Here is a 13,644-nt window from a genome sequence, read left to right on the forward strand (position 1 = left end):
TCCTCGAGCAACAGGGCGAACGATCCGCCCGATGGGTTTGCCCCTGACTTCCGCAGCGGAACGACTGGTGACCTACCTCCCGGTTGCCTCGCAGATCCGAAGAAAGCTTTCCGCGCGCAGACTGGCGCCGCCGACCAGAACACCGTCGACATTTTCAAGAGCAAGAATCTCGGCCGAATTCTCAGGTTTGACGGATCCACCATAGAGGATCCTGAGCTGTGCACCGATCGATCCATAGGCATCGATCAGACTGGATCGGATGCAGGCATGGGCGGCGAGAATTTCGCTTTGTTCGGGCAGCCGACCGGTCCCAATCGACCAGACCGGCTCATAAGCTATGACCAAGGCGAGCTCGTTCATTTCGGCGGGCAGGCAACCCTGCAGCTGGTTTTTGAGGACAGTAAGCGTCTCCTGGCGGAGATGCTCCGCTTCTGTCTCACCGACGCAAATTACTGGCATCAAGCCGGCGCTCACCGCAATCTCGGCCTTGCGCCTGACCATCGCGTCCGTCTCGCCCTGATATTGCCGCCTCTCGGAATGACCGAGTATGACGACGCGGGCGCGGGAATCGGCGATCATCCTGGCGGATATGTCGCCGGTATGGGCGCCAGCTTCCTGAGCGCTGCAATCCTGGGCACCGAGAAGAAGCCGGCTTCCGGCGATTATCCTCACGGCGGATTGCAGGAGCGTTGCCGGAGGACATATAGCCACATCCGCATTCAGCTCGCCGATGTTCCAGGCGACCTTTTCGATCTCGGCGAGATCGGCCGTAAGCCCGTTCATTTTCCAGTTGCCGACGATGAGCCGGCGGGGAGTGTTACTCAAGTTCTTGCCCCCGGTTAGTGGCTATATCGCTTCGCCATCTCGGCAAGCGGCAAGGGCTTGATGGCGGAGGCATGTCCGGCGGCGCCGAACTGCTCGTATCGGTCGCCGCAGACCGCTGCCATCGCCTCGATGCCCGGGGCGAGGTATTTGCGTGGATCGAACTCCCCGGGATGAAGGGCAAAGACGCGGCGGATCGCCCCCGTGAACGCCAATCGAAGGTCGGTGTCGACATTCACCTTGCGAACGCCGTGGCGGATGCCTTCCTGGATTTCCTCGACCGGAACACCATAGGTCGGTTTGACCTCGCCGCCATGCGCGTTGATCAGTTCCTGCAATTCCTGGGGCACGGACGACGACCCATGCATGACGAGATGGGTATCGGGCAGGCGGGCGTGGATCTCCTTCAGGCGCTTGATGGAAAGGATGTCGCCGTCCGGCTTCCGGGAGAATTTGTAAGCGCCATGAGACGTGCCGATGGCGATGGCGAGCGCATCCACCTTCGTCAAGCGCACGAACTCGGCAGCCTCTTCCGGATCGGTCAAAAGCATGTCGCGGCTGAGCTCGCCGTCAAAGCCGTGCCCATCTTCTGCTTCGCCGCGGCCGCTTTCCAACGAGCCGAGATGGCCGATTTCTCCTTCGACGGAGACGCCGACCAGATGCGCCATCTCCGAAACCTTGGCCGTGACGGCGACATTATTTTCGAAGCTGAGAGGCGTGCGCCCATCTTCAGAGAGGGAACCGTCCATCATCACCGAGGAGAAGCCGGCAAGAATTGCCGACATGCAGGTCGACGCCGAATTGCCGTGGTCCTGATGCATGCACACCGGGATATGCGGATACATCTCGATCGCCGCACGGATCAGATGCGACAGCGTCGCGTCGCCTGCAAAAGCTCGGGCGCCGCGGCTTGCCTGCATGATGACCGGGCTGTCGGTACGATCAGCAGCCTTCATGATGGCGAGCATCTGCTCCATGTTGTTCACGTTGAAAGCCGGGATGGCGTAGCCGTTCTCGGCGGCGTGGTCGAGCAATTGACGAAGGGTGACGAGAGCCATTTAAGAGCCGATCTCCTCTTGCGAGTGATGGATTTGGTGAAATTGCACCAGGCGTTGGATTTCGTTGCTCGAGCCGAGCAACACCGACACGCGCTGATGATGAGCCTGTGGTTGGATGCGAAGGATGTCTTCGGTTCCGGTGGATGCTGCACCGCCGGCCGCCTCGACGAGGAACGCCATGGGATTGGCTTCATACATCAGGCGCAGCTTGCCGCCGGCGCGGCGATTGGACTCGTCCGCCGGATAGAGAAACACCCCTCCGCGGGTCAGAATGCGATGGACGTCGGCCACCATCGAGGCGGTCCAGCGCATGTTGAAGTCCTGTCCGCGCGGCCCTGCCGATCCCGCAAGGCATTCGTCGACATAGCGTCGGATCGGCTCATCCCAGAAACGCTGGCGCGACGAATTCACGGCAAACTCGGTCGTTTCCGTCGGCACGCGCATGCGCGCGTTGGTCAGTTTGAATTGCCCGTCAGACGGATCCAGCGTGAAGCCGACCACGCCGAGGCCGAATGTGATAACGAAGAGCGTCGAGGGGCCATAGATGGCATAGCCGGCGCAGAGATACTCTCGCCCCTTGCGTAGAACATTGGTGTCGCCGTCCGCCTGGACCTGACTCACCGCAAAGATCGAACCGACGGAAAGGTTGACTTCAAGGTTCGATGAGCCGTCCAGCGGATCGACGTAAAGGATGAGGTCGCCAGCGGCTGGAGGTTTCAACCACGTGACCTCCTCCGCCTCCTCGGAAACATAGGCAGCAAGCGAGACCGCCTCGCCGCATGTTTCGCGAAACACACGATCGGCCAGGACATCGAGGAGCTTCTGATCTTCACCCTGGACATTCGTCGTGCCGGAGCTGCCTATATGGTTCTGAAAGGCTGCTTCCTTCAGGTGATCGGCAACAACGATCGCTGAGGCTGCTATGCTTTCAACCAAGCTTGCCAGGGCAGGATCGACTTTCGTCTCGTGGAGATAAGCGCCAAGTTCTATGTCCGGTGTGATTGTCATGTCGATGTTTCAACCTGTCTCGTAAATCCAGTGAGATCCGATTTCGTTACTCCGCTTCAGACGCAGTTCTGTCCGGCCAATGTAATTCGGTGGCGACCTCACGCCGCGCTCTGGCTGGCCGGTCTTTGGTGCGACAACTCCTCGGCGTTTGAGAACCCAAATTCTCGTGCATTTCCTTCGATCCTGAATTGCTGAACCAGGGCCAGCAGGCTGTCGGCCTGAGAGGCGAGTTCGCGGCTCGCGGCCGTCGTTTCCTCGACCATAGCCGCATTGTGCTGTGTCATCTGGTCCATCTGATTGACGGTCGAGTTGACCCCCTGCAGCGCACTCGACTGATCGTGGCTGCCGCGGGCGATCGTCTCGACATGCTGACTGATCGTGACGATCTGCGAGCTGATCTTCGCAAGGACCGAACCGGTTTCCTGGACCAGATGCGAGCCGGTATTGACCTCGGCCGTCGACTTGTTGATGAGGACCTTGATCTCCTTGGCCGCCTTGGCGGAGCGCTGCGCCAGTTCACGCACCTCCTGGGCAACGACGGCAAAGCCTTTGCCCGCATCGCCGGCGCGTGCCGCCTCGACGCCGGCATTCAACGCCAGCAGATTGGTCTGGAAGGCGATCTCGTCGATGACGCCGGTGATCTGCTCGATCTGGCGGGAGGCTTCTTCGATCCGGCCCATCGCATCGATCGCATTGTTGACGACGATGGCTGAATCGTCGGCGCTCTGCTTGGCCTGGCGGACGATCTGGTCGGCATCCTTGGCACGTTCCGCCGACGAGCGAACCGTGACGGTGATCTCGTCGACGGCGGCTGCCGTTTCTTCGAGCGAAGCAGCCTGCTGCTCAGTCCGTTTGGCAAGATCCTCGGCCGCCTCGGCCATCTGGTTGCCGTTGCCCTGGATCATTTCGACATTGTCGCGGATCTGGCGCATCGTCGCCTGCAGGTGCAGCATCGAGGCATTGAAGTCCTGCCGAAGCTGATCGAGCTCACCATCGAGGGGACGGCCGATGGTCACGGTCAGATCGCCGCTCGCCAGCTTGTGCAGGCCGGATGCAACCGCCTCGACAGCGTTACTGATGGCAGCCGCATCGCGGGTCTTGCGGAGGTCGTCTTCCTGGCGCTGTTGGCGCGCGAGTGACCTCGACTGTTCCGCCTCATTTTCCACGCGGATCTTTTCGAGCGCGTTGTGGCGAAAGACATCAAGCGCCCTTGCCATCTCGCCGATCTCGTCGCGCGTTTCGACGCTGCCGATCTTTTCATCGAGCTTGCCTGATGCAACCGCCTTCATGGAGGCCGTGAGCGCTTCGATCGGAGACTTGATGGTTCTGAGCAGCAGATAGCCGGCGACGCAGCCGAAGAGCAGGGCGATCACGGTCGTCACTAAGGATATGGTTTGCGCCTGGTCTTGGGCCGCGGAGGCATGGCCGCGCTGGATGTCGGCGAATAGAAGGATCTTGTTCCAGGCGTCATTCATGCTGGCGCTCGCAGCCTTGAAGGCGGCGTCACGTTCTCCGACCTTGACGAGGAGCTGGTCGAACCTCTCCGAGGTCCCGCCGATCACGTCGATGGCTTTGCTGGCCAGTTCCTGGATAGGACCGTTGGCGGCATGCTGTTCCTTGACCTTGCCCAGATAGAAGCCCAGGCCCTTGAGACGGCCCTTCACCTTCTTGAGGGTATCGTCGTTCATTCCACCCAGAAAGTCGGAAGCGGCGATCCGAAGTTCGTAGTTCATGGAATTGATCTTGTTCAGCGTTTCGGCGGTCGCCGCTTGTGCTGCCGCCTGATCGGCGGGAATGTTCAGATAGGTCTGCAGTTTGGACTGCACATCCGACAGGGTTGCGAGATCGCTGGAAATCCCTTCCCGCAGTTTCCTCTCGTCGCTGTGCATGTCCCAGAGGCCGTCGATCGTCCTGGAGACCTCTTCGGCAATCGTCCCGGCGGCAACCAGGCTCTGCCGTTCATCCTGCTCTTGAGCGAAGGACAGGCTCGTCGATATCTTAGCGCTCTGGTCTGCGAGCAGCGCCTTCAGCGCATCGCGCTTGGCCTCGGTCGCCTCGAGCAGGAAGGAGTTCATCCCGTCCTGGGCTTGTTTGATCGCAGACAGCGTGACCATCCCGCTCGAACTGCTCGCGAGCTGGGTATTCAGCATGTTGCCTGAGAGATAGTTGACGAGGCTCAAGCCTGCGATGCCGATCAGTATCGGCGTCAGCAGACAAAAGATTTTAGTCCGGATCGGTCCGCGCAACAGCAGGAAGTCAAAATGAATGCTCATGATTCTCCACCCAAGATAACGAGGTCCCATAATAATTATTCTGAGTGAATGAATATCCGGTAAAATTGATCTCGAATTAGTAATGTCTCAGGAATATTCGGCCGCGGCCGACTCCAGGATCTCCAGAATCCGGGCGGTCACTTCCTCGGGAACGGCGAGGCCGTCGACCTGAAAGTAGGGCGACCGACCCTTGTAGAACTCGCTCACCGAAAGGGTCTCGGCCCGATACGCCTTGAGGCGCAGTTCCAATGTCGCCGCATTGTCATCGGCGCGTTGTGCGCCGGCAGACTCTGCCGCCCTTCGGCAGATGCGGTCGTAAAGTTCTTCCTCCGGGACGACGAGCTCGATGACAGCAGTCAGGGAATGCTCCCCGAGCGATTGATCCAACGACGCCGCCTGCGAAATCGTGCGCGGAAACCCGTCGAGTACGAATCCGCGCTGAGCTTCCGGACTGGCAATCCGGTTGGCGACGATCGCCGAGACGGTATCGTCGGAAACGAGCCCGCCGGCTGCCATGGTGGCCGCGACCGCCAAACCGAGGGGCGTTCCCGCCTTGACCTCGGCCCGGAGGATATCGCCGGTCGATAGATGCGGGATGCCGAGCTTTTCGCAGATGCGCTTGGCTTGGGTCCCCTTGCCGGACCCGGGCGGGCCCATCAGGATCAGTCTCATGGGATAGTCCTTTCCTTCGGTCTAGGCCGCCTCGGCCCTGTTCTGGCGGTTGACGATCAGATCGTCGACGACAGCGGGATCGGCAAGCGTCGAGGTGTCGCCGAGCGACCCGAAATCGTCCTCGGCGATCTTGCGCAGAATGCGGCGCATGATCTTTCCCGAGCGGGTCTTCGGCAGGCCCGGCGCGAACTGGATCTTATCAGGCGACGCGATCGGGCCGATTTCCGCGCGGACATGCTTGACCAGCTGCTGGCGCAACTCCTCGGACCCTTCGCTGCCCGCCATCAGCGTGACATAGCAATAGATGCCCTGGCCCTTGATGTTGTGTGGATAGCCGACGACAGCGGCTTCGGACACGAGGTGATGCGAAACCAGGGCGGACTCGACTTCCGCCGTCCCCAGCCGGTGGCCGGAGACATTGAGGACGTCGTCGACGCGACCTGTGATCCAATAATAGCCGTCGGCATCACGGCGACAGCCGTCGCCGGTGAAATACTTGCCCTCGTAGGTGGAGAAGTAGGTCTGGATGAAGCGCTTGTGATCGCCATAGACGGAACGCGCCTGACCTGGCCAGCTGTCGGCGATGCAGAGATTGCCGTCGGCGGCCCCTTCGATGAGCTTGCCTTCGGCATCGACGAGCTCCGGCCTGATGCCGAAGAAGGGCCGAGTGGCCGAGCCTGGCTTCAGGTCGGTCGCACCCGGCAGCGGCGTGATCATGATGCCGCCGGTTTCCGTCTGCCACCAGGTATCGACAACAGGGCAGCGCCCGTCGCCGACCGTGTGATAGTACCATTCCCAGGCTTCGGGGTTGATCGGCTCGCCGACCGAGCCAAGCAACCACAGGCTGGATCGGCTGGATCGTTTGACGAAATCATCGCCGGCGCCCATCAGCGAACGGATTGCGGTCGGGGCGGTATAGAAGATGTTGACCTTGTGCTTATCGATCACATCCCAGAACCGGCCGGCATCGGGGAATGTCGGGATCCCCTCGAACATCAGCGTCGTTGCGCAGTTGGCGAGCGGTCCGTAGACGATATAGGAGTGTCCCGTGACCCAGCCGACGTCGGCAGTGCACCAGTAGATATCGCCGTGCTGGTAATCGAAGACATATTCGTGGGTCATCGAGGCGTAGACGAGATAGCCGCCGGTGGTGTGGAGAACGCCCTTCGGTTTGCCGGTCGAGCCTGAAGTATAGAGGATGAACAGTGGATCCTCGGCGTTCATTGGCTCGGGCGGGCAGTCGGCCGAAACAGTGGCTGCTTCCTCGTGATGCCAGAGGTCGCGGCCCGGCGCCCAACTGAGCGGGCTGCCGGTGCGGCGGATGACGAGCACGTTCTTGACCATGACATGACCGCGCGCGGCGATGTCGATCGCCTTGTCGACATTGGCTTTCAACGGAACCGGCTTGCCGCCGCGCAGGCCCTCATCGCAGGTGATGACGAAGGTCGATTCACAATCGACGATGCGGCCACCCAGCGCCTCGGGACTGAAGCCGCCAAACACCACGGAATGGATTGCGCCGATGCGGGCGCAGGCGAGCATCGCATAGGCCGCTTCCGGCACCATCGGCATGTAGATAGTGACACGATCGCCCTTCTTGACCCCGTGCTTCTTCAAGACGTTCGCCATACGACAGACGTGCTCGTAAAGCTCGCGGTAGGTGACCTTCCTGTCGAGCGATGGATCGTCACCTTCCCATATGATGGCGACCTGATCACCGTTTGTTGCGAGGTGCCGGTCGATGCAGTTGTAGGAGACATTGGTCTCACCGTCCTCGAACCATTTGATCGAGACATCCCCGGTAAAAGAGGTGTCCTTTACGCGGGTGTAAGGCTTGAACCAGTCGATGCGCTTGCCGTGTTTGCCCCAGAACTGCTCGGGGCTAGCGACACTCTCCTCGTACCATTCCTGGTACTCGGCCTTATTGATCAGCGCATGGCTCTCCACCGGTTTGGTGACCGGATAAATCTTGTCCGACATCAAAACTCCTCAAATGTCAGGCGGCCGGCCGGCATGATCGATGCGCTACGGCCCGCCGAAAAATCTCACTGCGCGGCAACCTGCCGCTGGATGATCTCAGAAATGAATTGGTCGAGAAGGGCCACTTCGCTGTGGCTGAGATGCAGTCCCTTCTTCGAGCGTCTCCAGAGAATGTCATTCGTCGTGCGCGCCCATTCGTGCGCCATCAGGTAGAGCACTTCGGCTTCGTAGAGATCGGACCCGAACAACCGGCCGAGATCCTCGATTTTCCCGGCAGTGCCGAGAAGGACGGATGCTCTTGTGCCATAGCGGCGGACAAGCCGGCGCGCATGCGAAGCGGCGAGGAATGGATAGGCCTTGTGAAGCTTGGTGACCTCCGCCTCGTAGCCTTGAACCGGAAAGTCGCCGCCCGGCAGATGGCTCTTGGCCGTCCAGGGAGCCCCCTTGGTGCCGATCGCCTCACCGATCTTCTCCAACGCGTGCTCTGCCAGACGCCGGTAGGTGGTGAGCTTGCCGCCGAAGACGTTGAGGAGCGGAGCCCTGTTGACCTCGCTGCCGACGAAGCCGTCAAGCTTCAGCACATAGTCGCGGGTTGCCTCCTGCGCCTTGGTGGCGCCGTCGTCGAAAAGCGGGCGGATCCCTGCATAGGTCCAGACGATATCGTCCTGCCTGACCGGCTCCTTGAAATATTCGCTCGCCGCCTTGCAGAGGTATTCCGTCTCCTCCTGCGAGATCCTGACGTCCTTCGGATCGCCGCTGAAGTCGCGATCGGTGGTGCCGATCAGCGTGAACTCGTCCTCATAGGGAATGGCAAAGATGATGCGATTGTCGGGGTTCTGGAAGAAATAGGCCCGCGGCCCCTCGAACTTCTTCTTGACCACGATATGGCTGCCTTGGACGAGACGGACGTTGCGCGCCTCATTCTTGCCGAAGGCGCCGCGGATCACATGGTCGACCCAGGGACCGGCCGCATTGACGAGCATGCGTGCGCGGTGAACCGCCGCGATCCCGGAGACCGTATCCACCGTCTCGATCGTCCAGAGCCCGTTCTCGCGCCGCGCCGAGACAACCTTGGTGCGCGGCATGATCAGCGCGCCCTTGTCGCTGGCGTCGCGGGCATTGAGCACCACGAGGCGGGCATCGTCGACCCAGCCGTCGGAATATTCAAACGCCTTGGAGAAGAGCGCCTTCAGCGGTTTGGCCGCCTCGTCGCGGCGCATGTCGAGTACCGCCGTCGGCGGCAGCAGCTTGCGGCCGCCGAGATGGTCGTAAAGGAAGAGCCCGAGCCGGATCAGCCACGCGGGGCGGATGCCGCCTTTCTGGTAGGGCAGCACGAAGCGCATCGGCCAGATGATGTGCGGCGCCATCGCCCAGAGCACTTCGCGCTCCATCAGCGATTCACGCACCAGCCGGAACTCGTAATGTTCGAGATAACGCAGGCCCCCATGGATGAGCTTGGTGGCACCCGATGATGTGCCGGATGCAAAGTCGTTCATCTCCGCCAACGCGACCGAATAGCCGCGACCGACCGCGTCGCGCGCGATCCCGCAACCGTTGATGCCGCCGCCGATTACGAACAGGTCGTGGATCTTATCTGCCATGTCGGTCTCCCGTAACGTCACGCCGTTGCCGCATAGGAAAGCGTGCTTGCAACGGCGGCGCGCCATTTCCGATAGCGTCGCGCCCGCTCGTCAGTGTTGAGGTTGGGGGTGAAGCTGCGCTTTGCCTTCCAGTTCGCGGCAAAGGTCTGAAGATCGGGCCAGACGCCCGCTTGCGCGCCGGCGAGTGCCGCAACTCCGTAAGCTGTCGCTTCCTGGCTTTGCGACCGCTCGATGACGCTTCCGAGGCAATCGGCCAGCGCCTGCATGGCCCAATCGCTGCCCGACAGGCCGCCATCGACGCGCAGGGTCGCACCCCTGACGTCCATCGGGTAATCGGAGGCCATCGCCTCGAGGAGATCGCGCGTCTGGTAGCAGACGGATTCCAGCGTCGCCCGCGAAAGCTCGGCGATCCCCGTGCCTCTCGTTAGGCCGAAAATCGCGCCACGGGCTTGCGAATTCCAGTGCGGCGCGCCGAGCCCGGTGAATGCCGGCACCAGGTAAACGTCTTCCTGTTCGTCGGCCAGATGCGCGAGACGGCCCGTCTCGTCGGCCGCCTTGATGAGCTTCAGGGAGTCGCGCAGCCATTGAACCGCGGCACCCGCCATGAAGATCGAACCCTCAAGTGCATAAGTCGTTTTGCCATTGAGGCGATAGCCAATGGTCGACAGCAGACGATTGGACGATCTGACGATCTGATCGCCGGTGTTCAGGACCACGAAGCAGCCCGTGCCATAGGTCGATTTGAGCATTCCGGGCTTCAGGCAGGCCTGACCAAGCAGAGCCGCCTGCTGGTCGCCCGCGAGCGCCCGGATTGGAATTTGAGCGCCGAAATGGGCGGCAACCGTCTGGCCGAAATCGTCGGCACAATCCTTGACCTCGGGCAAGAGAGCCCGCGGGACTCTGAAGGCGCCCAGCAATTCGTCGTCCCAGCGATTCTGACGAATATCGAACAGCGAGGTGCGCGACGCGTTGGTGGCGTCCGTCGCGTGCACGGCGCCGCCGGTGAGCATCCAGGTGAGATAAGTGTCGATCGTGCCGCACAGCAGCTGGCCATTCTCGGCCGCACGCCGCGCGCCGTCGACATTGTCGAGGATCCAGGCGATCTTGGTGGCGGAGAAATAGGGATCGAGCAGAAGGCCGGTCTTTTCCTGTATCAGCGGGCCAAACCCGTCTGCGCGAAGGACCTCGCATGCGCCGAAGGTGCGGCGATCCTGCCAGACGATCGCCGGATGGATCGGCTTGCCCGTCGACCGCTCCCAGATGAGGCAGGTTTCGCGCTGATTGGTGATGCCGATCGCCGCAACGTCGCGCGCCTCGATGCCGGCTCGCGCGAGAGCGGTACGGGAGGTCTCAACAACAGAATCCCAGATTTCGGTGGCGTCGTGCTCGACCCAACCCGACTTCGGAAACGACTGTGATATCTCTTTTTGATCGATCGCGATCGGCTGGGCATCGGGGCCGTAAACGATGGCTCGGGAGGACGTCGTCCCCTGGTCGATCGCCAGAACATAGCCGGTCATGGGAGCCTCAAATCTTGTTTGCGGAAAAGGACCGCCAGCCGCCTGGGAGGATGGCGCCTGGCGGCCGGCGACGGAACGCTGCTAGGCCACAGCTTTCTTCGCCTCTTGAGAGAAAATCGCCTTGACCTTTTCTGCGATTGCCTGGCCGAGCGTGATATTCGTGTCAGCCGAGAAATGGATGCCATCGCAGCCATCGGTCTTGACGAACTCGCCGGCGTCGAGAAAGTCGACCTTCAGGAAGTTGGCGAGCGCCTTGTACTGCTTTGAAAGTTCGACGGACTTTTCGTAGCCACCGCCGAACATGCCTTCGAACCATGGGTCAGGCATGGGAGCGAGCGGCGGCGGCGAGACGATCAGAAGCTTCGGGGCAGGATAGGGCGTGCCGATGCCGCCGGCCGAAGTCAGAACCTGTCCCGCAAGCTTGCCCATGCCGTTGGCGATCTCGTAAGGCGTGCGGCGGAAATACGACTTGGTGTCGTTGGTGCCGAGCAGGATGATGACGAGATCGAGCGGCAGGTGGCTGGCGAGCGCCATCGGCAGATAGGCGCTGCCGTTCAGCCTGGGATCGTTCGGATCCTCGACGCTCGTGGTGCGGGCGCTTAAGCCTTCCTCGATGATCGTATAGCCGTCACCGAGTGCTGCGGCCATTGCGCCGGTCCAGCGTTGTTCAAAGGGGTATCTGAGTGTCGGCGACGACTCGGGTACCGGAATCCATCCCCATGTCAGTGAGTCCCCAAAACACAATATCGAGCGGCTTTCTGCCATGTCATTACTCCTCCGATGACGACTAGTTGGTACGCGCCTTGAGGCCGTAGAAAATGGCCGCAAGGAGAATGATGAGGCCTTGCGCGATGAGCTTCCCGGAGTCGCTGACGCCGAACGACGTCATCACGACAAAGAGGAGCGCGAACGAAAGGACACCAAAGAACGGTCCCCAGACGCCGCCTTCGCCGCGGCCGAAGACCACGCCGCCGAGAATGGTTGCGGCAACAGAAAGGATCGGCAGATCCAGGCCGACGCGAACGCTTCCGACTGCGATCGAAGCCGTTTGAACGAGAGCCGCGATGCCGGCGATCAGGCCTGCCAGCGTATGCGCCACGACGACGGTGCGTTCGACGGGTACGCCTGAGAAATGCGCTGCTTCCGCGTTTGCGCCGACCGAGGTCACGTAACGGCCGAACACCGTTCTCGACAGAAGCAGGGACAGCAGCGTGGTCAGCACCACCCAGAACAGGACCGGGAGGGGCAGCGGGCCGAGTTTGACGTTATAGATATCGTTGAAGTAGCTCGGCACGTTACCCGGCGGCTTGCCGCTCGACAGGAACTGCACGGCACCAACGAGGATGATGCTGACCGCAAGCGTCACGATAACAGCCGAGACGCGGCGCTTGCCCACCATGAAACCGTTGAACAGCCCGATCGCGGTGCCCGTGAAGAGCGCGAGCAGCACGAAACCGGTCGCCGACATTCCGGGAAACTGGCCGGACGAGATGAAGTAGTTGACGAGCAGGATGACGCCGCCGCCGGCGAGGTCGATACTTTTGACCCGCATGACGAGCAACTGCCCGAGAACGAGGACGCCGAGCGGGGCGACCTGGCGAATGAAGATGCCCATGACATTTGCGTTCAGCATCTGCGGGCGCGAGACCCACAGGACGATCAGCAGCAATGCAAAGACATAATAGGCGGGCGCAATCTTAAGCATTCGCTGAATTGCGGGATTTTTTGCGAAGGCTGACATCTTAGAGCCCCATCTTCTTGCGTGTCTGGAAACCGACGACAAGGAGCAGGATGCCGCCCTTGATCGCCGTCTGAATGAACGGCGAAACGTTGACCAGGTTCATGCCGTTGGAGAGGAGCGCCAGTACCAGGGCTCCGATAATCGTTCCCTGCAGGCTGCCGACGCCGCCGGAGAGTTGCGTGCCGCCAATGGCGACGGCGGTGATCGCGTCGAGTTCGAAGAGAAGCCCGACATTTGGATCGCCGGAAACGATGCGGCCGGCCAGGAACACGCCAGCAAGGGCTGCGAAGCACGAGCAGGCAACATAGGCGAGGATGACGTTGCGCTTGTCGGCAACACCGAAGTTGCGCGTCGCGTCTTCGACGCCGCTGGCAATACCGCCGCCGATCGCGAAGAGATGCAGGCCGAACCGCGAGCCGTAGAGCAGTTTCCAGGCGACCAGGGCGACACAAATGCCCCAGAATATCGGCATGGGGATGCCGAGGAACGACCCCGAGACCGAGCTGATGACGACATCCGGAATGGTCCCGCCGGAGACCGGACGCAAGATGCGCGCAGCGCCGAGGACGATGTACTGCATCGCCAGTGTCGCGATGATCGGATGGACGTTGAGACGAGTGATCACGATGCCGTTGGTCAGGCCGAGCAGGGCCGCCAGCAGGAAGACTGCCGGGATCGTGATGTAGCCCGGAGCGTCCAGCGCGAGGATGGCCGTCGTGAAGCTGATCAGCGAGCCGACGGACAGGTCGAGGCCGCCGACGAGGATGACGAACAGCTGACCGACCGCGGTGATGACGAGCGGCATTGCCTGCGCGACCAGGTTGAACAGATTTTCCCGGTTCAGGAACTGGTCCGTCTGAATGATCAGAGCGATGCTGAGAACGATCGTGATCAGCAGGGGAACGATCCAGAGACCTTGGCGGCTCTGATTTCCCTTGAATAGTCTTGTGAGGGTCTTGGTCATCGGAT

At 61.3% G+C, this 13,644-nt stretch carries 11 protein-coding genes; all 11 read right to left on the bottom strand.

The features are described from left to right. Positions 1–72: 72 nt before the first annotated feature. On the bottom strand, positions 73–825 hold the full coding sequence (gene tpiA, locus ACST81_RS27000; RefSeq protein WP_077768138.1) for a triose-phosphate isomerase: 753 nt from the start codon (positions 823–825) through the stop codon (positions 73–75). Between the two features lie 14 nt (positions 826–839). After that, a complete protein-coding gene (gene fba, locus ACST81_RS27005) occupies positions 840–1,880 on the bottom strand; it encodes a class II fructose-bisphosphate aldolase (protein WP_012475968.1) in 1,041 nt (346 codons plus the stop codon). Further along, complete coding sequence (locus ACST81_RS27010) at positions 1,881–2,888, bottom strand: class 1 fructose-bisphosphatase (RefSeq protein ID WP_012475967.1); 1,008 nt, start codon at positions 2,886–2,888, stop codon at positions 1,881–1,883. 98 nt (positions 2,889–2,986) lie between these two features. Then, positions 2,987–5,161, bottom strand: a complete 2,175-nt coding sequence (locus ACST81_RS27015) for a methyl-accepting chemotaxis protein (RefSeq protein ID WP_202048392.1) — start codon at positions 5,159–5,161, stop codon at positions 2,987–2,989. Between the two features lie 87 nt (positions 5,162–5,248). After that, positions 5,249–5,833 carry an adenylate kinase gene (locus ACST81_RS27020; protein ID WP_012475965.1) on the bottom strand — a complete coding sequence of 195 codons (585 nt, stop codon included), beginning with the start codon at positions 5,831–5,833 and terminating at the stop codon, positions 5,249–5,251. A 21-nt stretch (positions 5,834–5,854) separates the two neighbouring features. After that, positions 5,855–7,813, bottom strand: coding sequence for an acetate--CoA ligase (acs, locus tag ACST81_RS27025; protein ID WP_077768139.1), 1,959 nt, complete (start codon positions 7,811–7,813; stop codon positions 5,855–5,857). A gap of 65 nt (positions 7,814–7,878) precedes the next feature. Further along, entirely contained in the window at positions 7,879–9,414 is a 1,536-nt protein-coding gene (gene glpD / locus ACST81_RS27030) for a glycerol-3-phosphate dehydrogenase (RefSeq protein WP_077768140.1), read from the bottom strand. Positions 9,415–9,431: 17 nt separating this feature from the next. Next, positions 9,432–10,934, bottom strand: coding sequence for a glycerol kinase GlpK (gene glpK, locus ACST81_RS27035; protein ID WP_012475962.1), 1,503 nt, complete (start codon positions 10,932–10,934; stop codon positions 9,432–9,434). A gap of 81 nt (positions 10,935–11,015) precedes the next feature. After that, entirely contained in the window at positions 11,016–11,699 is a 684-nt protein-coding gene (locus ACST81_RS27040; protein WP_012475961.1) for an SGNH/GDSL hydrolase family protein, read from the bottom strand. Between the two features lie 22 nt (positions 11,700–11,721). Beyond that, on the bottom strand, positions 11,722–12,675 hold the full coding sequence (locus ACST81_RS27045; RefSeq protein WP_012475960.1) for an ABC transporter permease: 954 nt from the start codon (positions 12,673–12,675) through the stop codon (positions 11,722–11,724). 1 nt (position 12,676) lies between these two features. Next, positions 12,677–13,639, bottom strand: coding sequence for an ABC transporter permease (locus ACST81_RS27050; protein ID WP_012475959.1), 963 nt, complete (start codon positions 13,637–13,639; stop codon positions 12,677–12,679). Between the last annotated feature and the right edge of the window lie 5 nt (positions 13,640–13,644).

It is taken from the genome of Pararhizobium sp. O133, from assembly GCF_051669845.1.
Taxonomy (GTDB): Bacteria; Pseudomonadota; Alphaproteobacteria; order Rhizobiales; family Rhizobiaceae; genus Pararhizobium.